General features: G+C 67.6%; 21 protein-coding genes and 1 tRNA gene. 6 read left to right on the top strand and 16 right to left on the bottom strand.

Going from position 1 to position 20,568, the window contains the following annotated elements; translation table 11 throughout:
- Positions 1 to 20 precede the first annotated feature (20 nt).
- Entirely contained in the window at positions 21 to 449 is a 429-nt protein-coding gene (gene cwsA / locus N536_RS0102675; RefSeq protein WP_029112193.1) for a cell wall synthesis protein CwsA, read from the bottom strand.
- 125 nt (positions 450 to 574) lie between these two features.
- On the opposite strand from cwsA, the gene N536_RS0102670 reads away from it, so the two are divergent.
- Positions 575 to 1,120, top strand: a complete 546-nt coding sequence (locus N536_RS0102670) for a peptidylprolyl isomerase (RefSeq protein ID WP_029112192.1) — start codon at positions 575 to 577, stop codon at positions 1,118 to 1,120.
- A gap of 42 nt (positions 1,121 to 1,162) precedes the next feature.
- On the opposite strand, the gene N536_RS0102665 is transcribed toward N536_RS0102670, so the two are convergent.
- Both N536_RS0102665 and crgA read right to left on the bottom strand, forming a co-directional pair.
- Entirely contained in the window at positions 1,163 to 1,579 is a 417-nt protein-coding gene (locus N536_RS0102665) for a PH domain-containing protein (RefSeq protein ID WP_029112191.1), read from the bottom strand.
- A gap of 155 nt (positions 1,580 to 1,734) precedes the next feature.
- The gene (gene crgA / locus N536_RS0102660) at positions 1,735 to 2,019 is read right to left on the bottom strand and encodes a cell division protein CrgA (RefSeq protein WP_029112190.1); all 285 of its coding nucleotides are present in this window, start codon (positions 2,017 to 2,019) and stop codon (positions 1,735 to 1,737) included.
- Between the two features lie 115 nt (positions 2,020 to 2,134).
- Between crgA and N536_RS0102655 the strand changes: the two genes are divergently transcribed.
- Positions 2,135 to 2,878, top strand: coding sequence for a DUF881 domain-containing protein (locus N536_RS0102655; protein WP_029112189.1), 744 nt, complete (start codon positions 2,135 to 2,137; stop codon positions 2,876 to 2,878).
- Between the two features lie 22 nt (positions 2,879 to 2,900).
- Entirely contained in the window at positions 2,901 to 3,575 is a 675-nt protein-coding gene (locus tag N536_RS0102650; protein ID WP_029112188.1) for an aminodeoxychorismate/anthranilate synthase component II, read from the top strand.
- Here N536_RS0102650 and pknB read toward each other — a convergent pair.
- From pknB to N536_RS0102615, 7 genes are all read right to left on the bottom strand, one after another.
- Positions 3,553 to 5,439, bottom strand: coding sequence for a Stk1 family PASTA domain-containing Ser/Thr kinase (gene pknB / locus N536_RS0102645; RefSeq protein ID WP_029112187.1), 1,887 nt, complete (start codon positions 5,437 to 5,439; stop codon positions 3,553 to 3,555). The two genes, N536_RS0102650 and pknB, sit on opposite strands and share 23 nt — an antisense overlap.
- A 9-nt stretch (positions 5,440 to 5,448) precedes the next feature.
- Positions 5,449 to 6,720: a protein kinase gene (locus tag N536_RS37235; protein ID WP_051574183.1), complete on the bottom strand. Its 1,272-nt coding sequence runs from the start codon at positions 6,718 to 6,720 to the stop codon at positions 5,449 to 5,451.
- Positions 6,717 to 8,192 (bottom strand): D,D-transpeptidase PbpA, encoded by a 1,476-nt coding sequence (gene pbpA / locus N536_RS0102635; RefSeq protein WP_029112186.1) that lies wholly within the window; start codon positions 8,190 to 8,192, stop codon positions 6,717 to 6,719. Before pbpA ends, N536_RS37235 begins: the two co-directional genes overlap by 4 nt.
- The gene (locus N536_RS0102630) at positions 8,189 to 9,604 is read right to left on the bottom strand and encodes an FtsW/RodA/SpoVE family cell cycle protein (RefSeq protein ID WP_029112185.1); all 1,416 of its coding nucleotides are present in this window, start codon (positions 9,602 to 9,604) and stop codon (positions 8,189 to 8,191) included. Before N536_RS0102630 ends, pbpA begins: the two co-directional genes overlap by 4 nt.
- Complete coding sequence (locus tag N536_RS0102625; RefSeq protein ID WP_029112184.1) at positions 9,601 to 11,100, bottom strand: PP2C family serine/threonine-protein phosphatase; 1,500 nt, start codon at positions 11,098 to 11,100, stop codon at positions 9,601 to 9,603. The genes N536_RS0102630 and N536_RS0102625 overlap by 4 nt, the downstream gene beginning before the upstream one ends.
- The gene (locus tag N536_RS0102620; protein WP_029112183.1) at positions 11,097 to 11,564 is read right to left on the bottom strand and encodes an FHA domain-containing protein; all 468 of its coding nucleotides are present in this window, start codon (positions 11,562 to 11,564) and stop codon (positions 11,097 to 11,099) included. The genes N536_RS0102625 and N536_RS0102620 overlap by 4 nt, the downstream gene beginning before the upstream one ends.
- Before the next feature lie 157 nt (positions 11,565 to 11,721).
- Positions 11,722 to 13,173, bottom strand: a complete 1,452-nt coding sequence (locus N536_RS0102615; protein ID WP_029112182.1) for an FhaA domain-containing protein — start codon at positions 13,171 to 13,173, stop codon at positions 11,722 to 11,724.
- A 223-nt stretch (positions 13,174 to 13,396) separates the two neighbouring features.
- Between N536_RS0102615 and N536_RS0102610 the strand changes: the two genes are divergently transcribed.
- A tRNA-Leu gene (locus N536_RS0102610) sits at positions 13,397 to 13,479 on the top strand.
- Between the two features lie 107 nt (positions 13,480 to 13,586).
- Here N536_RS0102610 and N536_RS0102605 read toward each other — a convergent pair.
- The 5 genes from N536_RS0102605 to N536_RS0102585 all read right to left on the bottom strand — a co-directional run bounded on the left by N536_RS0102605 (position 13,587) and on the right by N536_RS0102585 (position 16,927).
- Positions 13,587 to 13,976, bottom strand: a complete 390-nt coding sequence (locus tag N536_RS0102605; RefSeq protein WP_029112181.1) for a limonene-1,2-epoxide hydrolase family protein — start codon at positions 13,974 to 13,976, stop codon at positions 13,587 to 13,589.
- 54 nt (positions 13,977 to 14,030) lie between these two features.
- Positions 14,031 to 14,417: a DUF2237 family protein gene (locus tag N536_RS0102600; protein ID WP_036435015.1), complete on the bottom strand. Its 387-nt coding sequence runs from the start codon at positions 14,415 to 14,417 to the stop codon at positions 14,031 to 14,033.
- Between the two features lie 151 nt (positions 14,418 to 14,568).
- Positions 14,569 to 14,769 carry a hypothetical protein gene (locus N536_RS0102595; RefSeq protein WP_029112179.1) on the bottom strand — a complete coding sequence of 67 codons (201 nt, stop codon included), beginning with the start codon at positions 14,767 to 14,769 and terminating at the stop codon, positions 14,569 to 14,571.
- 310 nt (positions 14,770 to 15,079) lie between these two features.
- Complete coding sequence (locus tag N536_RS0102590; protein WP_029112178.1) at positions 15,080 to 15,286, bottom strand: hypothetical protein; 207 nt, start codon at positions 15,284 to 15,286, stop codon at positions 15,080 to 15,082.
- A 189-nt stretch (positions 15,287 to 15,475) separates the two neighbouring features.
- Complete coding sequence (locus tag N536_RS0102585; protein ID WP_029112177.1) at positions 15,476 to 16,927, bottom strand: neutral zinc metallopeptidase; 1,452 nt, start codon at positions 16,925 to 16,927, stop codon at positions 15,476 to 15,478.
- Between the two features lie 291 nt (positions 16,928 to 17,218).
- Here N536_RS0102585 and N536_RS0102580 point away from each other — a divergent pair, with 291 nt between their 5' ends.
- Positions 17,219 to 17,647: a hypothetical protein gene (locus tag N536_RS0102580; RefSeq protein ID WP_051574182.1), complete on the top strand. Its 429-nt coding sequence runs from the start codon at positions 17,219 to 17,221 to the stop codon at positions 17,645 to 17,647.
- 6 nt (positions 17,648 to 17,653) lie between these two features.
- Here N536_RS0102580 and N536_RS0102575 read toward each other — a convergent pair whose 3' ends face one another.
- The gene (locus N536_RS0102575; RefSeq protein ID WP_029112175.1) at positions 17,654 to 18,247 is read right to left on the bottom strand and encodes a TetR/AcrR family transcriptional regulator; all 594 of its coding nucleotides are present in this window, start codon (positions 18,245 to 18,247) and stop codon (positions 17,654 to 17,656) included.
- Between the two features lie 66 nt (positions 18,248 to 18,313).
- On the opposite strand from N536_RS0102575, the gene N536_RS0102570 reads away from it, so the two are divergent.
- Complete coding sequence (locus tag N536_RS0102570; protein WP_081809012.1) at positions 18,314 to 20,566, top strand: molybdopterin-dependent oxidoreductase; 2,253 nt, start codon at positions 18,314 to 18,316, stop codon at positions 20,564 to 20,566.
- The last annotated feature ends 2 nt before the right edge of the window (positions 20,567 to 20,568 follow it).

Genomic DNA, 20,568 nt, shown 5'->3' with positions numbered 1-20,568 from the left:
TGACGCGCATGCCCGGTGTTTCAGGGCTTGGGCGTGACCTCGACACTCGGTGCGAGCGGCGACGGCTCCGGCTGCGCGGACCGTCGGATGATCGAGAACGTCACCGCGCCGGCTGCGAGCACCGCGGCGCCTGCGGCGATCAGGAGGATCGGACGGGGACGGCGTCTCGTGCTGCGGCGGGCTTCCTGCAGCGCCTGCGGCAGGTTGTAGACGACCTCCTGCGCGGCGGCGAGCTCGTTGACGATCGACTCCTGTGCGGCGGCGAGATCCCTGCGTAGCTTTCCGCTGCGGTAGCGGTCGCCCAGCCAAGAGGCCGACGAGTGCACGGATTTCACGCCGAGCCCGACCGCTCCCCTGGTGACGTCTACCGGACCCACCGTCGAGTACTTCAGTCCACGGGCGAACCGCTCACTGGGCGTCAACCGAACGGTGCTGGTCTTGGAGCTCATGCCACAACCTCTCTGCGGACTGGATCGATCGAACTCCCAGCCTGCCATCAACGGGGATGGCGTGGGCGGCCGGTGACCGCGACAACACTATTCGGGCGGGGGCGAGATCCGGCGCCGAAACGCGAATGGCAGACTGGGATCCCGTGACGAGCCCCATTCAGACAGCGACCGCGACTTTGCACACCAACCGCGGCGACATCAAGATCGCACTCTTCGGCAACCACGCCCCCAAGACCGTCGCCAACTTCGTCGGCCTGGCTCAGGGCACCAAGGACTACAGCACCGAGAATGCGACGGGCGGAACGTCGGGACCCTTCTACGACGGCGCGGTCTTCCACCGCGTGATCGCCGGCTTCATGCTTCAGGGTGGCGACCCGACCGGCACCGGCCGCGGCGGCCCGGGCTACCAGTTCGCCGACGAGTTCCATCCCGAGCTGCAGTTCGACAAGCCCTACCTGCTGGCCATGGCCAACGCGGGGCCGGGCACCAACGGCAGCCAGTTCTTCATCACCGTTGGCAAGACGCCGCACCTGAACCGCAAGCACACCATCTTGGGTGAGGTCGTCGATCCCGAGTCGCAGAAGGTCGTGGACGCCATCGGCGCGACGCCGACCGACCGCAGCGACCGTCCGGTCGAGCCGGTCGTCATCGAGTCGGTCACGATCTCCTAGGCCCCTCCCCGGGGTCCTCACCGCGCCACGAGTGCGCGCGCCTCAGCGCGCGTACCCGGCGTCGGTCAACGCGTCGAGCACTGCGAGTGGACTTGTCCCGAGATCCCATCGGGTGAATACCAGCAAGCGGTCGTCGGGCACCGTGTCGATCTCGAGCAAGTGCACCTTGCGTCCGATCCGGCGGAACTCCGTGATGCGGATCTTCGCGATGTCGCCACGGCGCAAAACGTGCGTCCGCCACCACCCGCGAATCATGAGTCCGTCGGCCGTGATTGCCAGCTTTGGGCGTGCGCGCCACGACATGCTTGCAAACGCCAGTAGTCCGACCGCGGCAATCCCCGTGATGAGCCGGCCTGGAGCATCTGTGACTACGGTCACAACGGCCGTAGCCATCAATAGGCCGACGAATCCGCACGCTGCAATTCCGGCGGCCGGCGGACCCCACTCAGTTTGCTGCATCGGCTGTGAACACCCTCTAACCGTGGCGTATCGAGTTATCCACAGGCGCTATCCCCAATGGGGATGAATCACAACGATGTGATTGGGTGACGAAAAGGTTGCGGAACGGGTAACGCGCCGAGACCACTTTGAATGCATCCTCATGCGAAGGATGGTCACCGCCACCGCATCGTGAGCAACAGACCGGTAATCATGAAGGCAAACGCGATGGCGTAGTTCCACTGCGCGAGGTCGGCCATCCACTGCAGGAAACTCGGCGCGTCGACGGGGTTGGTTGCCGCCAACTGGAACACCAGCAGCCAGAGCAGGCCAACCAACATCAATCCGATGAACAGCACGACGAACCACACGCTCGAGGGCCCGGTCTTCACCTTGACCGGAGTGCGACTTACCGGGTTGACGGTGAAGTCGCTCTTCTTACGAACCTTGGACTTGGGCATGGGTACCTTCGCGGACAGTCGGCGTCACGGGTGCGACGATGGAGCGGATGCACTTGAGAGCCTAACCCAGCAGGCCTCCGCTCAAGGAAAAGCGAAGGCCACCGAGGAGGAGACGATGGCCGAACGCTCCGCCTGGCGGTTCGGCGTCCCGATCGTCTGCCTCTGCGCGGGCCTCCTGCTGGCGGCCACCCACACCGCGTCCGAAGGCGGTGAGATCCGGCGCAGCGACTCGCCACGACTCGTCGACCTCGTCCGCGACGCCAACCGGTCCGTCGACCGGCTCTCCGGCGAGCGCGACTCGCTGGTCGCTCAGATCGACAACCATCACGGCGGCTCCCCCGGCGCGGACGCCGCGCTCACCGCCATCAACGGCCGCGCCGACGCGCTGGCCGCCGAGGCCGGCCTCGAACCCGTGCACGGCCCCGGCCTGGTGATCACGTTGAACGACGCGCAGCGCGACGCCGAGGGCCGCTTTCCCGGTGACGCCTCCCCGGATGACCTCGTGGTCCACCAGCAGGACGTCCAGGCGGTGTTGAACGCTCTGTGGACTGCCGGGGCGGAAGGCATCCAGATGCAGGATCAACGGATCATCGGCACCACCGCGCCGCGCTGCGTCGGCAACACTCTGCTGCTCAACGGGCGCACCTACAGTCCGCCGTACGTGATCACCGCGATCGGCGACGTCCCGGCAATGCGGGCTGCGCTGGCCGCGGCACCGCTGGTCACGCTCTACAAGCAGTACGTGGTTCGGTTCGGGCTCGGTTACACCGAGGAGGCGCGGGACCGGGTCGACTTGGTGGGATACCCGGCGTCGGTCCGCATGCGGTTCGCCAAGCCCGCCGGCCCCCTTGGGTACTGAGCGCACCCAGTAACCTGGTCGAATGCGCGTCTTGGTCGTCGACAACTACGACAGCTTCGTGTTCAACCTGGTCCAGTACCTGGGCCAGCTCGGCGTGGACGCGACCGTCTGGCGCAACGACGACGCCCGGCTCGACGGCGACGCCGCCGTCCTTGCGGCTACCGAGGAATTCGACGGCATCCTGCTCAGCCCCGGTCCCGGCACCCCCGAACGGGCAGGCGCGTCCATCCCGCTGGTGCGCGCGTGTGCGGCCGCGCAGACGCCGCTGCTCGGGGTGTGCCTCGGACACCAGGCGATCGGCGTGGCGTTCGGCGGCACGGTAGACCGCGCTCCCGAACTCCTGCACGGCAAGACCAGCAGCGTGCATCACGCGAATATCGGTGTGCTGCAAGGACTCCCGGATCCGTTCACCGCGACGCGGTACCACTCGCTGACGATTCTGCCGGAGACGCTCCCGGCGGAACTTCAGGTGACCGCGCGCACCGAGGGCGGTGTCATCATGGGCGTGCAGCACGTCGAGCTGCCGATCCACGGCGTCCAGTTCCACCCGGAGTCGATCCTCACCGAGGGCGGCCACCGGATGCTGGCCAATTGGCTGACGCTGTGCGGCACCGCGCCCGCCGAGGGTCTGGTCAGCCGGCTCGAGCAGGAGGTCGCCGACACGGTTCGGTCGGCTACTGCGCGAAGCTCAGCGTGATCGACGCGGTGTAGTTCGTCGGGGTGCCGGGCGCCGGGTCCTGTGTGGCCACCGCGTTCGTCGGTGCGCCGCTGTTCTGGGCGTTGGGCAGCTTGATCAGCTCACCGGTCCAGCCGAGCGATCGCAGCAGCGGTTCGGCGTCCACCCAGAACATGTTCCTCAGGGGCGGCATGATGAACTGGTTGCCCTGCGACACCTGGATCTGAATCACCGTGTCCAGCGGAACGACTTGGCCCGCAGCGGGATTGGTTCCAATGACCTGTCCGGCGGGCTTGGTGCTATCCACCGGCACGGGCAGATTCTTCTCGAATCCGCTCTGCGTCAGGAGTTGTTGGCATGGCTCCTGGGTGAGGCCTGCGCAGTCCGGGACCTGCTTGGTACCAGGCCCCGAGCTGACGAGGACGTTGATCTCGTTGGTGATCGCCGACGTCTGGTTCGGCGACGGGATGGTCGTGATCACCCGGTCCTTCGGCACGGTAGGACTGCTCGAATCCGTCCGCTTGAAGCGCTCGAAACCGGCGTCCTTGAGCCTGCTGACGCACTCCGCATAGGTCAGGTTCGTGCTGCAGTCCGGGACCTCGCGCTGCTCGGGGCCGGTGGAGACGTTGACGGTGATGTCCTCACCGGCGCTGACGGCGGTGTTGGCGTCCGGGTCGGTACTGATCACCTGGTTCGGTGGCACCTTGGAATCGGGCTTCTGGTCGATGCTCGTGTTGAAGCCGCGGTTCTGTAGCAGCGCGACGGCATCGTTCTGCAGCATGCCGTGCACGTCGGGCACCTGCTGGTCGCGCGGATTGGCGCCGATCATGTTGATCGCGACCGTCACCACGACGGTCAGCACGGCGAGCACCGCGACGGCGATCAGCCAGCGCTTGATCGACCCGCCACGTGCCGGCTCGACGTAGCCCGGCTGGTGCGTCGGGATGTGCTCGGTCGGCATCGCGCGGCCGCCGCGTGGGGGCGTGGCCGCCGAAAGCAGTGACGTGCGTTCGGCGTCGGTGAAGACCTTCGGGGCGTCCGGCGCCTCGCCGCTGTGCACGCGGATCAGATCGGCGCGCATGTCGGCGGCCGTCTGATAGCGGTTCTCGGGATTCTTGGCCAGCGCCTTGAGCACCACGGCGTCCAGCTCGGGCGAGATCCCGTCGTGGCGACCCGACGGTGGCACCGGGTCTTCCCTGACGTGTTGGTAGGCCACCGCGACCGGCGAGTCGCCCACGAAAGGCGGCTCCCCCGTGAGCATTTCGTACAGCACGCAACCCAGCGAGTACACGTCGGAACGGGCGTCGACCTTCTCGCCGCGCGCCTGCTCGGGCGAGAGGTACTGCGCGGTGCCGATCACCGCGGCGGTCTGCGTCATCGGATTGCCGCTGTCGGCGAGCGCACGGGCGATGCCGAAGTCCATCACCTTGACCGCGCCGGCCTTGCTGATCATGATGTTGGCCGGCTTGACGTCGCGGTGAATGATGCCGTGCTGATGGCTGAAGTTCAGCGCCTGACACGCATCGGCGATGACCTCGATCGCGCGCTTGGGGTCCATCGGGCCCTCGGCGTGCACGATGTCGCGCAGCGTCACACCCTCGACGTACTCCATCACGATGTAGGGCAGCGGCCCGTTGGCGGTCTCGGCCTCGCCAGTGTCGTAGACCGCGACGATCGCGGGGTGATTCAGCGCCGCGGCGTTCTGGGCTTCCCGGCGGAACCGCAGATAGAAGCTCGGGTCGCGGGCCAAGTCGGCGCGCAGCACCTTCACCGCCACGTCGCGGTGCAACCGCACGTCGCGCGCAAGGTGAACTTCTGACATGCCGCCGAACCCGAGAATCTCTCCGAGTTCGTAGCGGTCTGACAGGTGCTGAGGGGTGGTCATCGGGGTTGTCTATTCCAGGGCAGCCGGAGGGATGGAGGCCGCGTCGTCGGCACTACCATTCCCGTTCGATCCGTGATCAATCCATCCCGGCTCCGGCATGGCACCCGGGGACGCAGGCGGCGGTGGCACGACGGTGGTGTTCGTGACCGTCGGCGGTGGCAACTGCTTGTCCTTGCGGTCCTGGGCATTGAGCACGATCAGGATTGCGATGACGATGGCCAGCGCGCCCAGCACCCCGGCCGCCCACAGCAGGGCGCGCTGACCGGGCGAGAAGGTGCGACGCTGCGGCACCGGCGTGCGATGACTGCCGGTCGCGGGGCGGGGACGGGCGGCCGTGGGTGGTCTGCTGCCGAAGTCGGCGACGGCGCGGGCCTGGGTGACCGACGGAATCGCGGCAGGAGCGGCGCGGCCGATCGTCGGCGCATGGTTCGGCCGGGGTGGCCGGCGCCCCGCGCGCACCGCGGCCACGGCGTCGGCGAATGGCCCGCCGGAGCGGTACCGGTGGCCGGGCTCCTTGGCCAGGGTGATCTCGATCAGTTCGCGCACGTTGGGCGGCAGGTCGGCAGGCAGCGGAGCGGGCTGCTCCTTGATGTGCTTCATCGCGACGGTCAATGCGCCGTCGCCCGTGAACGGCCTGCGACCCGACACCGACTCATAGCCGACGACGCCCAGCGAGTAGACGTCGCTGGCGGCGGTGGCGTCCTTGCCGAGGGCCTGTTCCGGCGCGATGTACTGCGCGGTGCCCATGACCATGCCGGTCTGCGTCACCGGCGCGGCGTCGACGGCCTTGGCGATGCCGAAGTCGGTGAGCTTCACCTGTCCGGTCGGCGTGATGAGGATGTTGCCCGGCTTGACGTCGCGGTGCACGAGACCGGCGGTGTGGGCGACCTGCAGTGCACGGCCGGTCTGCTCGAGCATGTCGAGCGCGTGCCGCAGCGACAGCCGACCGGTGCGCTTGATGACGGCGTTCAGCGGTTCACCGTTGACCAACTCCATCACCAGGTACGCGGTGCGGCCCTCGCCGACGTCCAGTTCGGTCTCGCCGTAGTCATAGACGCTGGCGATGCCGGGATGGTTGAGCATGGCGACGGTGCGTGCCTCGGCGCGGAACCGCTCGACGAACTCGGGATCGGACGAGAACTCCGCCTTCAGCACCTTGATGGCGACCTGGCGGCCCAGCCGGGTGTCGACGCTCTCCCACACCTGGCCCATGCCGCCTGTGGCGATCAGCCGCTGCAACCGGTAGCGGTCGGACAGCGTCACTCCGACGCGCGCGCTCATGATCCCTCCCGCAGCGCCGCGGCAATCGTGGCGCGTCCGATGGGGGCGGCCAGCGCACCGCCGGTGGCGGACAATCGGTCGCCACCATTCTCCACGAGAACTGCGACGGCGACCTTGGGGGCCTTGGCCGGGGCAAAGGCGATGTACCAGGCATGCGGCGGGGTGTTGCGCGGGTCGGTACCGTGCTCCGCCGTACCGGTCTTGGAAGCGATCTGCACGCCGGCGATTGCTCCCTTCTGCTGCGTCGCCTGCTCGGCGCCAATCATCAGGTCCGTAAGTGTAGTAGCGACCTGGGAGGACACTGCCCGCCGCACTTGTACGGGGGAGTTGGTGGCGATGTTCGCCAGGTCCGGGCCCTTCAAGTCCGCAACGAGATAGGGCGCCATCGTGACCCCGCCGTTGGCGATCGTGGCGGCCACCATGGCGTTCTGCAGCGGAGTGACCGCGACGTCCTTCTGCCCGATGCTGGACATGCCGAGGGCGGCGGGATCGCTGATCGGACCGACCGTGGACTCGGCCACCTGCAGGGGCATGGGCGCAAGAGCGGAGTCGAGACCGAACGCCTGCGCCGTACTCCGCAGCGCGTCGGCCCCGGTGTTGATGCCGAGCTGGACGAACGACGTGTTGCACGACTTCGCGAAGGCATCGCGCAGTGAGGCCGTCGGACCACTTCCGCACGTCGACCCGCCGTAGTTCTCCAGCGTTGCGGTGCTGTCGGGCAACGGAATTCGCGATGCCGCAGTGAGTTGGGTGTTCACCGTAGCGCCCGATTGCAGGGCGGCCGCGGTGGTGATCACCTTGAACGTCGACCCAGGGGGATAGGTCTCGGAGATGGCCCGGTTGACCAGTGGGGAGTTCGCGTCGTCGCGCAGCCGCTGCCACGCTGCGGACTGCTCGTCGATGTCGTGGGAGGCAAGCAGATTCGGGTCGTACGACGGGGCCGACACCATGGCCAGGATCTTGCCCGTCGAGGGTTCGAGCGCCACCACGGCGCCCTTGCACGGGCCGTTGCAGCCCTGGGCCATCGCGTCCCACGCCGCCTGCTGCACCTGCGGGTTCACCGTGGTCGCCACGTTGCCGCCGCGGGGATCGCGACCGGTGAAGAAGTCCGCCAGCCGCCTGCCGAACAGCCGTTCGTCGGAGCCGTTCAAGACGGTGTCCTCGGCGCGTTCGAGTCCGGCACTGGAGTAGCGCAGCGAGTAGAAGCCCGTCACCGGCGCGTAGGCCAGCGGGTTGGGATAGACGCGCAGGAACCGGAAGTGCCCATTGGTGGACGTCGAGTACGCCAGCAGTTGGCCGCCCGCGGAGATCTGACCGCGCTGCCGGGAGTACTCGTCGAGCAGGACGCGCTGGTTGCGCGGGTCGGAGCGCAGCCCGTCGGCGGTGAAGACCTGCGTCAGGGTGGCGTTGGCCAACAGAAGCACGATCAGCGCCATGATGGCGATCGCGACGCGGCGCAGAGAAGTGTTCATACGCGGCCGATCACCTCCGTGCTCGCGGCGGCGATCGGCGTGTTGTTGGCCGGCTTCCCCGTCAGTGGGCGCCGGGCGGCGTGCGAGACGCAGACCAGAATCGCCAGCAGCACGTAGTTGGCGAGCAGCGACGAGCCACCGTAGGACATCCACGGCGTGGTGAGGCCCGTGAGCGGGATCAGCTTCGTCACCCCGCCGACGACGATGAACAGTTGGATCGCCAGCGTCGAGGCCAGGCCGGCGGCCAACAGCTTGCCGAAGCTGTCGCGGACTGCGATCGCGGTGCGAAGCCCCCGCATGATGACGATCGTGTAGAGCATCAGGACGCCCGCGACACCGACGAGACCGAGCTCCTCACCGATCGCGGCGATGATGAAGTCGGTGGACGCCGCGGGCACGGTTCCGGGCTGGCCGTTGCCAAGGCCGGTGCCGAAGATGCCACCGGTCGCGAAGCTGAACAACGACTGCACGATCTGATAGCCGGCGCCGTCGGGGTCGGCGAATGGATCGAGCCACGTCTGGACGCGCGTCTGCACGTGCGAGAACACGTGGTACGCCACAACGCTTCCCGCCGCGAACAGGGCCAGCCCCAGCAGGACCCAACTCAGCCGTTCGGTCGCGATGTAGACCAGCACCAGGAACGACGCATACAGCAGCAGGGACGTGCCGAGGTCCTTCTCGAACACCATCACGCCGATCGACGCAATCCATGCGGCGAGCAGCGGCGCGAGGTCGCGCGGCCGGGGGAGATCCATGCCGAGGAAGTGCTTACCCGCACTGGTGAACAAGTTGCGCTTGGCCACCAGGACCGCCGCGAAGAAGATCAGCAGCAGGATCTTGGAGAACTCGGCGGGCTGAATCGAGAAGCCGGGCAACTGAATCCAGATCTTCGCGCCGTTCTGCTCGGACATCGACCGCGGCAACAGCGCGGGAATCGCCAGCAGGATCAGGCCCGTCAAGCCGCAGACGTAGCCGTAGTGGGCCAGGCTGCGGTGATCGCGAAGGAAGATCACGACGAGCGAGAAGGCGACCACACCGACCAGCGTCCACAGCATCTGCTGGTTGGCGCTCGGCCCGCGGGCGGCACCGGAGGCCAGTGGACCGGCGGCCAGGTCGAGGCGGTGAATCATCACCAGCCCCAGTCCATTTAGCAGCGCGACGACGGGTAGCAACAGCGGATCGGCGTATGGGGCGAAGCGTCGAATCGCCAGATGCGCCGCGGCGAACAACGCAACGTAGGCCACCAGGTACTGGATCAGATCCCAGCTCAGCCCCTGTTCCTGATTCGCCTCGACGATGAGCAGTGCCACCATCGTGATCAGCGCGGCGAACCCGAGCAACAACAGTTCGGCGTTGCGCCGGTTGGGCATTGGCGGCACCACGGTCACCGGGGGCTGCGGTTGGGTGCTCATGACGCCGCCCGGCAGGTGGTACCCGGCTCCTGCGGTGGCGGAGGCAATGCCGTCACCGTCGGTGACGGCGTGGGCGGCGGCGGGGGCGGCGCGGGAGCGGTCAACGTGGTGGGTGTTTCGGGCTCACCCGACGGAGGGGGCGGGGGAGCGGCCGACTCGCTCGAGGTCGGGGGCGGCGGTGGGGGTGGGGCCTTCGTCGTGGTGGGCGTCGGCGTCGCGGGTTTTGGGGGCGCGCAGATCGGCAGCAGCGACGTGTGACCGAGCTCCTGGAGCTGCCGGATCGCGTCGTCGACGCTGCCTGCGGGCAGACCCGCCGACACCTGTGCGCGTTCGGACTCCCGCAGATCGCCGACCTTGAGCGATTGACAGCCGGTACGGTCATCGTCGACGCCGATGATCTTCAGGTCGCTGCGTCCGACGAGGCACGCGACCCGGAACGGTTGCTGCAGCGGCATTCCGAGGAACGAGCCCTGGACGCCGCGCATGATGTAGACCGCGCCGTCGTGTTCGGCGACGTAGTAGTTGCTGCGAATCATCATGCGGCCCACCGCGAGTCCGGCGAGCACCAGGAGCACGAGCAGTACGGCGGCGTAGATCATCTTGCGGCGCGACCGCGGCTTGCGCGGCGGTTCCGGTTCGGTCGCAGGGCGTTTCGGCGGTCCGGTGGGGACGCGCCGCGGGTTGAACGCCGAAGCACGCCCCGCTGCGGTGTTCGGCGGGAGGGTCTGATCGTCGTCACCGGAAACGGCGCCGGCCAGGATCGGCTGGGTCTGGCCGTAGCCGTAGTCGACGACGTCCGCCACGACCACGGTGACGTTGTCGGGGCCGCCACCACGCAACGCCAATTCGATGAGCCGGTCCGCGCTTTCGGCCACGTCCGGGATCTGCAGCGCGTCCAGGATGGTCTCGTGGCTGACCGGGTCCGAAAGCCCGTCGGAGCACAACAGGTAGCGGTCCCCGACGCGGGCCTCGCGCACGATCAGCGTCGGCTCGACCTCGTGTCCGGTCAGGGCCCGCATGATCAACGACCGCTGCGGGTGGCTGTGCGCCTCCTCGGCGGTGATGCGGCCTTCGTCGACGAGCGTCTGAACGAAGGTGTCGTCCTTGGTGATCTGGCTGAGTTCGCCGTCGCGGAGCAGGTAGCCGCGCGAGTCACCGATGTGGACGAGACCAAGTTTGTTGCCTGCGAACAGGATTGCAGTGAGCGTGGTGCCCATGCCTTCGAGCTCGGGATCGGCTTCGACGTGAGCGGCGATCGCGGCGTTGCCTTGGTGCACGGCGTCGTTCAGCTGGCTGAGGAGGTCGCCGCCGGGCTCGTCGTCGTCGAGATGCGCGAGGGCGGCAATGACCAACTGGGAGGCGACTTCACCGGCGGCATGGCCGCCCATGCCGTCCGCCAACGCCAACAGCCGCGCCCCGGCGTACACCGAGTCTTCGTTGTTGGCGCGGACGAGGCCGCGGTCACTGCGCGCGGCGTACCGGAGGACGAGTGTCACGGGCGCAGCTCGATTACCGTCTTGCCGATTCGAACCGGCGTTCCCATCGGAACCCTAACCGCCGTCGTCACCTTCGCCCTGTCGAGGTATGTACCGTTGGTCGATCCTAGGTCCTCGACGTACCATTCCGTGCCCCGCTGTGACAGGCGTGCATGCCGTGTCGAGGCGTAGTCGTCGGTGAGCACCAACGTGGAGTCGTCGGCCCTGCCGATCAGCACGGGCTGCGCCCCCAGGGTGATCCGGGTGCCTGCCAGCGCGCCCTCGGTGACGACGAGTTGGCGAGCGGTGTGACGACGCTGTCGATTCGGCAGCAGCGTGCCGCGCAGCGCCAGGCCGCGCCGGACCATCACGGCGCCGGTGGGTGCGTAGAGATCGGTGCGAAGGATTCGCAGCACCGACCAGATGAACAGCCACAGCAGCAATAGGAAACCGACACGCGTCAGCTGCAGAACTAGCCCCTGCATCCGACGTCCTCTCCGTCACCGTCCCGTAGTCGTCGCGTCGGCGCCACCGGCTGCACTCCGGGCTCGGCTACCTTCGGCAACGTCACGATACTTGGGCGCTGATGGGCATGAGGGTGAAGCGAACAGCTTGCACCCGGGCTGTGACCGGCCCGAGTCCTCAGTGAACGCGGACGATGATCTCGGAGTGGCCCAGGCGAATCACGTCGCCGTCGGCCAGCTGCCACTCCTGAACCGGCGCATTGTTGACCGTGGTGCCGTTCGTCGAGTTGAGGTCCGACAGTAGGGCGACCTGGCCGTCCCAGCGGATCTCCAGATGCCGACGTGACACACCGGTGTCCGGCAGCCGGAACTGCGCGTCCTGGCCGCGGCCGATGACGTTGGCGCCCTCACGCAGCTGGTAGGTGCGACCGCTGCCGTCGTCGAGCTGCAGCGTGACGTTCGCACCCGCGACGCCGTAACCGGCGCCGCCGTATCCGCCAGGCGCTGCGGCCGGCTGGCCGTAGTCGTAACCGGGCTGGCCGTAGCCACCGTCGCCGTACCCGGCAGGCTGCGCGGGCGGCTGGCCGTAGTCGTAGCCGGGCGGCTGCGCGTAGTCCTGCCGGGCGTAGCCCTGTGCGCCGTATCCGCCGTCGCCGTAACCGCCCTGGTCGGGGTATCCGCCCTGGTCCGGATAGCCACCTTGGTCCGGGTAGCCGCCCTGATCCGGGTAGGACGGGCGCGCCTCGGGCCTGCCGTAGTCGTCGTGGCGCGGCGGAGCGGCAGGCGGGCGGCCGTAGTCGTAGTCGCCTGGGGGTGGGCCGTAGCCGGCGGGAGGAGCCGCGGGCGGCGGCCCGTAGCCACCGGGCGCGGGGCGGTGGCCCTGATCGGGGTAGCCCCCGGCAGCCGGGGGAGGACCGTAACCGGCAGGCGGGCGCTGCTCGTACGACGGCGGCGGCGGATAACCCTGGTCCGGGTAGCCGCCGTGCTCGGCGCCGTAGCCGCCCTGCTCGTAGGGTGCCTGCCGCGGCGGGTAACCGGGCGCCGGCGCGCCCTGCGGGGGATAACCACCCTGCTCGGGGGGCGGCGGCTGCTGACCGCGCTGGTCGTCACCATGCTGGCCGTAGTCGTAGTACTCGTCGCCGGGCTGCCCTTGTCCCTGGCCGCCGCGGTAGCTCGGGTTGTCGCTCATTGGGGGTACTCCTGGTTCTGCGGTGTACGCGCGGTCTCGTGCTTCCTGGGCGGGGTCGCCGCTGGTCGAGTCTGGGTTGACCGATCCACGTGTGCGGAACTGGCCAGTGTGCAGGTTCGGTGACGGTTCGAATCTGACGACCACCTCACCATACGTTTGCCACCCTTGATCATGGATGTAACCCTCCAGGTATCTGGCAAAAGTGGTCGATCTGAGGTCCGGGTCCGCGCTCACCTTTTGGTAATCCGGCACACTGAGGGTAATGACGTAGTCGTTGGGTGCCAAAATGTGGCCGCCGCCCACTTCCCGTACGCCGGACTCCGCCTCCCGCTGCAGGATCGCCTCGACTTCCTGCGGCACGATCGCCCCGCCGAAGACCCGTGCGAACGCGTCACCGACGGTGGACTCCAGCTTGCGTTCGAAGCGGCCGACAAGACCCATGTCACCGCCTACCTCGCTCGTCGTCGTCCGGATGGTCCGAGGCCAGCGTGTCGTAAAGCCTCGATGCTTCCTTCATGGTATCGGCCATCCACGTCAGAGCGGGACACACAGAACTCTGAGAATCGGATCACGGCAGGTCAGGGGTGACTCGCGGATTCCCAGCAGCCCGATCTGCACGGTTGGGGAGTGGGCCGGTGTGCGTGATAGTCTTCCCCGGTTGTTGGGGCGAGTGGCGGAATGGCAGACGCGCTGGCTTCAGGTGCCAGTGTCCTTCGGGACGTGGGGGTTCAAGTCCCCCTTCGCCCACAATCACGCGGTTCGGTGAACCGTAGCCACCAAGGTCACGAACTCAAAAGGGTTCGTGACCTTTGTGTTTCGGCGGTCTTGGCCGGGACCAGCCAGCGGTAGTAGGGCTAGGCCCCGATTTGTTCGAGTTGCCGCTCCATCGCGGCAGAGTCGAAGTAGTCCCGCCAGACGGTGATCTTGCCGTCGACGACGGTGAGGGTGCCCATGACCGGCAGCGAAATCACGGCGCCGCTCGAGTGGTGGAATTCGTCGACGCGCTCGTTGAGGACGACGTTGCCGGTGGCGCAGATGTTCACGATCTTCCAGTCGGCGCGGAAGGTCGTGCCCATCCCGAAGTCGAGGTGGAACTTGCGAACGGCCTCGAGTCCCTTGATGTCCGGGTATGGCACGTTGTCGTACAGCACGTCCTCGGAGAGCATGGCGAGGGCCTCCTCGACGCGATTGGCGTTCCAGTGCGCTACGAAGGTCTTGGCGACGTCGATCGGGCTGTCGGACATGGTGTTCCCCTCGCGAGTCGGATTCTTCAGGTTGGCGTCAGCACGGGCCGACGTTCACAGGCTGCCCAGGTCGTCGGGCACGTCGACGGCGTGCTCCCGCAGTTCCTCCAACGTCACTACCTCGAGGGTGCGCTCGTGCGTCGCGGCGAGCACGACCGGAGCGGCGTAGCCGTCGCGCTGGGCTCGAAGCCAGTTGCCCGCGGTGACGCACCAGCGGTCGCCGGGCGTCAGACCGGGGAAGCGGTACTGCGGCATGGGCGTCGACAGATCGTTGCCGATCGAGCGTTGGTGTTCCAGGAACTCTCCGGTCACGACCGCGCAGATGGTGTGGCGGCCCTGGTCCTCGGGTCCGGTCGAGCAGCAGCCGTCGCGGTAGAAGCCCGTGAGGGGTTCGGTGCCGCATGGTTCGAGGGGGCCACCCAGCACATTGCGATCAGGCATTGGCTCAGTATCCCGCATGGGCGCGGTTTCGGGTGTGCCGTGGAGAGGGGCATCGTATTCGCTTCCGGCAGAGGCGGTTTACTTCGCGGAAAGCGGGTTTGGATACGAAAGAGGGGCGCCCGGTTGGGGCGCCCCTCTCTTGGTTTGTGTGTCAGCGGCTCTGGTGAACCGTGGTGTCCACCTGCGGCACGTTCACGGTCGGGCCGATCTGGTCGAGCCAGGTGTGGTGATCGATGCCGGTCGGGATGATCGACGGCACGAGCGGAGCTGCCTGGGCGGCCGGAGCGGCGAAGCCGAGGACGCCTGCGACCAATCCGCTGGCGATGATGGTGGCAAATCCGAACTTCTTCATCGGGGTGTTCTTCCTTCTTTTCTTCTCGAGTGGGTCGATCCGTGGCGGGAGGGCCGCGGTTCGGAGCCCATGTCGGCCATTTGGTAAACCCTTATGACCGGACTGACTGTTTAAACGCCGAGGTCAGCGGGATCATTCCACTGGCAGGATCTGATCGTCGGTTGGCAGTGATGCGTCGTCGCACGGCCACTTTTCAGCCCGTGGCGGGCGTCGTCCATCACAGGCATGGCGCGAATGTGACGTCGGACTCGGCGAACTCGTCACACGAAAGAGGGGCGCCCGGATGGGCGCCCCTCTTCGCGTCGAGCGGTCAGCGGCTCTGATGAACCGTGGTGTCGACCTGCGGCACATTGACCTGAGGACGAATCTGGTCGAGCCAGACGTGGTGGTCGATGTCGGCCGAGATGGTGGTCGACGACACCGGGCCGACGGCAGCCTGTACGGCGGGAGCGGCGAAGCCGACGACGCCTGCGACCAGTCCGCTGGCGATGATGGTGGCGAATCCGAACTTCTTCATGGGAGTTTCTTCCTTCTTCTTCTCGCGGTTCGAGCCGTGCCGAAAGGTCGCGGTTCTTCAAGCCCTGTCGGCCGGTGGGGAGGCCTTCCCGGCCGGTCTGATACTTCAAACACGGTGGTACACGGGATAATTCCGGTGGCAGCATCTGATCGGCGGTTGGCAGGAATCGACCGCGAGAAGGGCGAGAGGCTATTTGAAGCGGCTGTAGCAGAGGTCTCGACCACCGGTCAGGCCTGAGCGGTAGGCGATGATGCGGGTGAAGCCGGCGGGCACCGTCTTGCCGTCCACGTTGCTCGCGGCCAGCCCGTTGGTCAGCAGGCCCGAAACGGCTTCGTCGAGGTCTCCGGCGGTGAGCATCAGGCTCTTGCCGCTGGGCAGCTCCAAGGGATCGGCCATGGCGCGCTGCGCGACCCCTGTGAGGCATGCCGTCCGCAACGCCGCCACGGGGGTGTCGAGGGGATCGCCGTTCTCGTGTTGCATGGCGAGGGCGTACCGCGACGTCAACACGGACAACGCACTGTTGTCACCTTGCAGCAGAACGTAATTGGACTCGTTGTCGGCCTCACCGAGCTTTTGTAGCGCGGGCAGGTCGACGGAGATCGTGTTGCTGTCGGGACAGTACGTCGCCGGCGGGCTGGGCTGCACGCCCAAACATGGCTGGATGCCGTACGCCAACGTCGGCGCCGCGCTCGGCTTGTACACCTCGCCGAGCACCTCCATCAGCGTGTCCAAGGTGTCCTCGTCGATGGGAACCTCACCGCTCTGCACGTCGCCGGTGTCGTCCAGCGGCAGTTCCATCGGCAGATCGCCGCGTCGTTCCTCGATCTCGTCGAGGTCGATCTTCGCGCACTCCGGGGCGCCGCCGACGAATCCCATTTGGAAGGCGCTGACCCGGTCCAATGCGGTGCCGTGACCCTCTTCGAGCATCTCGGTGTCCTGCGGCCCGAGGATGGGGTCGCGGAGGGTGATCGCTGCGGCGAGGACGTGGTTGAGTCCGTCACCGGTGCTGAGCGAGAACCGTGGCGACTGGCCTTCGGCGACCCACCGGATGTACGTGCCCGCAAAGCAGTCCGCCTGTTGTTCGCTGACGATGACCGGGGTGTCGTCGTCGACGATGCCCGCCATGTGCTGCACGGCGTGCCCGTACTCGTGGGCCATCAGCGCCCCGATGGATACGTCGCCGAAGAAGTCGCGGCCGGTGGGGACCATCGCGCCCCGGTCCCACGCCATGATCTTGCGGCTGGGGCAGTAGAACGCGTTGGGCTCGTCGTAGGTCTCGGTGCCGCAGATCGCCGGGCTCGACGGATCCTTCGAGTCGTAGGACTGGAGGCGCTCGATGGGCTCGAACGTGCCGTTCAGCGACGAGCTGTAGTTCTGTTGCCAGAAATCGGTGACGTCGTTGACGGCCAGCAGCGTCAACCTGTCGACGTCTCCGCCGTCGGTGTTGGTGACGTCGCCGGTCGGTTCGGGGGCGTCGGCACGGATGCCGCTGGGTCCGTCCTCGGCGGGCAGACCGCCGGCGCGGAACGGGTCGTAGAGCGGGGACACCGCGTGGCCCTCGGTGACCGTCGAGCAGCCGGCGAGGAGCAATCCCACACACGCGACGCTGACCGTCGCCACCACTCTGCTGACTCGAATCATGTCCTGACGATCTCGTGAATGCGGTTCGGGGTTTGCGCAGAGGGTAACCCGGTGGTGCACCGCATGGGCCGGGTCGACGGGGATGTCGTGGGGGATCGGTACGCCGGAAGGGCCAGGAGATTACCCCGAACGGCTGGCGTGCAAACCGGACTCGAACTGTTGCCGGTCCGTTAACGACGGTATGAAAGTCCGTTCTTAGCAGAGTATTAGGCGCCGCTGCCGGACGCCTTAGATTTGCGGGCTACTTTCAAGGTCAGGTTGCACCAGCCGACCATCGAAATGAGGCGTTCCATGGCTTCCACGTTCCGCTACGGAAACCCGGCGTTCGACTGCAACGGTGCCCAGATCCATGCGCACTGCCGTCAACTGGCCACCGTGGTCAGCGTCACGGGTGTCATCGACGCGAGAAACCTCGAGCGGGTCACGGAGTTCGCCAGGCGTTTCATCCTCGGCGACAAGCCGTTCGTTCTCGACCTCAGTGGCGTCTATTCGCTTCGCGGGGATTGCGGTTCGATCCTCGACGCCGTCGACGACCGGTGCGCTGCCACCAACGTGGAGTGGGCACTCGTCGCGAGCAGTGAGTTCGCCGAGGCGCTCGGCGTCGGCGACCAGGACGCCGTCACCATCACGAGTTCGGTGCCCCTGGCGCTACACCACTTCGCCGACGAGATCGGCGCCCGCCGCCGGCTGCTGCTTCCGATGCTCGGCCGGACCGCCTGAGCGGCGCTACGACAGCACGCCGCGCAGCACCAGCTGCGTGAGTTCCCTGGCCGCCCGGTCGACGTCCTTGACCCGGCGCACGCACACCGCGTACCAGGCGCCTCCCGCGATCGCGTCCATGATGGTGTCCGCGCTGACCACCGATCTCGCGACGCCGTCGCTCACCGCGTCGTCGAGTCGCACGGCGAGCCGGCTGCGCGCGGCGGCTTCCAGCCGGTCGCTGAGCACCCGGCGTGACCGGCGGTCCGAGCGCAGGTCGACGAGCAGTCCCGGTATCGACTCGCGGACCACCGGATCGCCGTACATCCGGATGGCGCCGTGGCACAGCCGGGCGATCTCGGCGACGAACTCGTCGGCGGGCGCCTCCGGGCCCAGGTCGGGAAACGCGGCCTCGTGCACGAGGTGGGCCTTCGAGGTCCATCGGCGGTAGATGGCCGGGCGGCTGACGCCGGCCGTGGTGGCGATGAGGTCGATCGTCGTCGCCGAGTAGCCGCGTTCCACCAGTAGGCGCCGCGTGGTCTCGAGCACCGACGCGTCGATCGCGGGATCCCTGCGCGAGCCCTTACGGCGGTGCCGTGGTGCCGGAGCAGTCTCCACGATCGCCTCCCTCGCCGCCGATTAGTCGTTACAGTCTGTCACAACAAACAGATTATTGGGAGGCGTTCGGTGACGAGTGGATCCACGAGGCAGCTGGCCGGCGTCGGCGAGGACGGCCTGCACCTCTACACCTGCCCGTTGTGTGAGGCCATGTGCGGCTTGGAGATTCAGGTCGACGGCGGCCGGGTCGCCAGTATTCGCGGCAATCGCAACGACACCTGGAGCGCAGGACACATCTGCCCGAAGGGCGCCACGCTCGGCGCCGTGCACGAAGACCCCGACCGCATTCGCCGGCCGATGATCAAGGTCGATGGCGAGTGGCAGGAGGTGACCTGGGACGCGGCCTTCCGGCGGTGCACGGAACTGCTGACGCCCGTGATCGAGAAGTACGGCATCGGTGCGGTGACCGCCTACACCGGCAACCCGTTGGCGCACTCGTTCTCGCTGGCGCGTTACGCCGGTGTGCTGCTGGGCATGTCCGGCATGCCGATCACCTACTCGCCGGGCACCGTCGATCAGTGGCCGAAGAATCTGTCGTCGCACCTGATGTACGGCGGCTGGTGGTCGTTCCCGGTGCCCGACATCCAACGCACCGATCTGTTCGTCGTGATGGGTGCCAACCCCGCGGCGTCGCAGGGTTCGCTACTCGCAGCGCCGGACGTGATGGGCATCGTCGACGGAATTCGCAAGCGCGGCAAGGTGATCGTCATCGATCCGGTCCGCACCGCCACCGCGGCGCGCGCCGACGAATGGCTGCCCATCACCCCCGGCACGGATGCGGCGCTGCTGCTGGCCATCACGCACACCCTGTTCGACGAGGACCTGGTGTCGCTCGGAACCGCAGCGCCTTACCTCGACGGCGTGGAGCGCATGCGGGAGGTCGCCGCGGACTGGACGCCAGAACGCGTCGCCGACGCCACCGGCATACCGGCCCCGCGGATCAGGGAACTCGCCCGCGAACTGGCGGCCACGCCGCGTGCGGTGCTGTACGGCCGAATCGGCTTGTGCAATCAGGAATTTGGCAGCCTGGCGAGCTGGCTGGTGGACGTCGTCAACATCCTCACCGCCCACTTCGACACCCCGGGCGGGTTGATGTTCCCCCGGCCAGCGGCGTGGTCGGTCACCGTGCAGCCTCAGCCCGGCCTCGAGGACGGGCTCGCCGAGTTCGGCCGGTTTCGCACCAGGGTGCGCGGCGCGAAGGAGGTGCTGGGCCAGGTGCCGGTGTCGTGCATGGCCGAGGAGATCGCGACGCCGGGGGAGGGCCAGATCAAGGCGCTCATCACCGTCGCGGGCAATCCGGTGCTGTCCACGCCCGGCGGCCACCAGCTCGACGAGGCGCTGCCGCAGTTGGAGGCGATGATCGCCGTCGACCTGTGGCTCAACGAGACCACCCGGCACGCTGACGTGATCCTGCCGGGCTTGTCGCCGCTGGAGCAGGCGCATCACGACGATCTGATCCTGAACTTCGCCGTGAACAGCTTCGCGAACTACTCGGCGCCGGTGTTCCCGCCCGACGACCCGGACCGTCCCGAGGAGTGGGAGATCCTGATCCGCCTGACGGGCTTGTGCACCGGCACCCCCGCCGAGGACGTCGACGTCGCCGCGATCGACGACGGCTTCTTCGACTACATGGCGTTCACCCAAGGGCTCGACGGCGCACAGGTCCGCGCGAACTACGAGCACGGCGGCCCGGAACGGGTGCTGGACCTCACGTTGCGCACGGGGCCCTTCGGCGACCGCTACGGCGAGAATCCCGACGGCCTGACACTGGAGAAACTGAAGGCACAACCCGACGGCATCAACTACGGGCCGATGGTCCCGCAACTGCCGGGCATCCTCGGCACCGCCGACGGCAAGGTGCGGCTCGCGCCGCAGTACCTGCTCGACGATCTGCCGCGGCTGGCCGCACGGCTCGAGCGGGAACCCGACGACCTGGTCCTGGTCAGCCGTCGGCACCTGCGGTCCAACAACTCCTGGCTGCACAACGTCGCACCGTTGATGAAGGGCAGGGAGCGGTGCACCCTGCTGATGCACCGCGCCGACGCCGACCGGCGCGGTGTGGCCGACGGCGACGTCGTCACGGTCACGTCGTCGGCCGGTCGACTCGACGTGCCGGTCGAGGTGACCGACGCGATCAAACCCGGCGTGGTGTCGATGCCGCACGGCTGGGGGCACGGCAAGCCCGGCACCAGGATGTCGGTGGCCAACGACTCCCCTGGCGTCAACACCAACGTGCTGTCGCCGCCGGAGTTCCTCGACGAGCCGTCCGGAAATGGCGCACTCAACGGCATCCCGGTGACCGTCGCCGTCGTGAACGCCTGATA

This window comes from Mycobacterium sp. URHB0044 (assembly GCF_000620625.1).
Classification (GTDB): Bacteria; Actinomycetota; Actinomycetes; order Mycobacteriales; family Mycobacteriaceae; genus Mycobacterium.
This window is presented reverse-complemented; position numbering and strand designations above follow the sequence as displayed.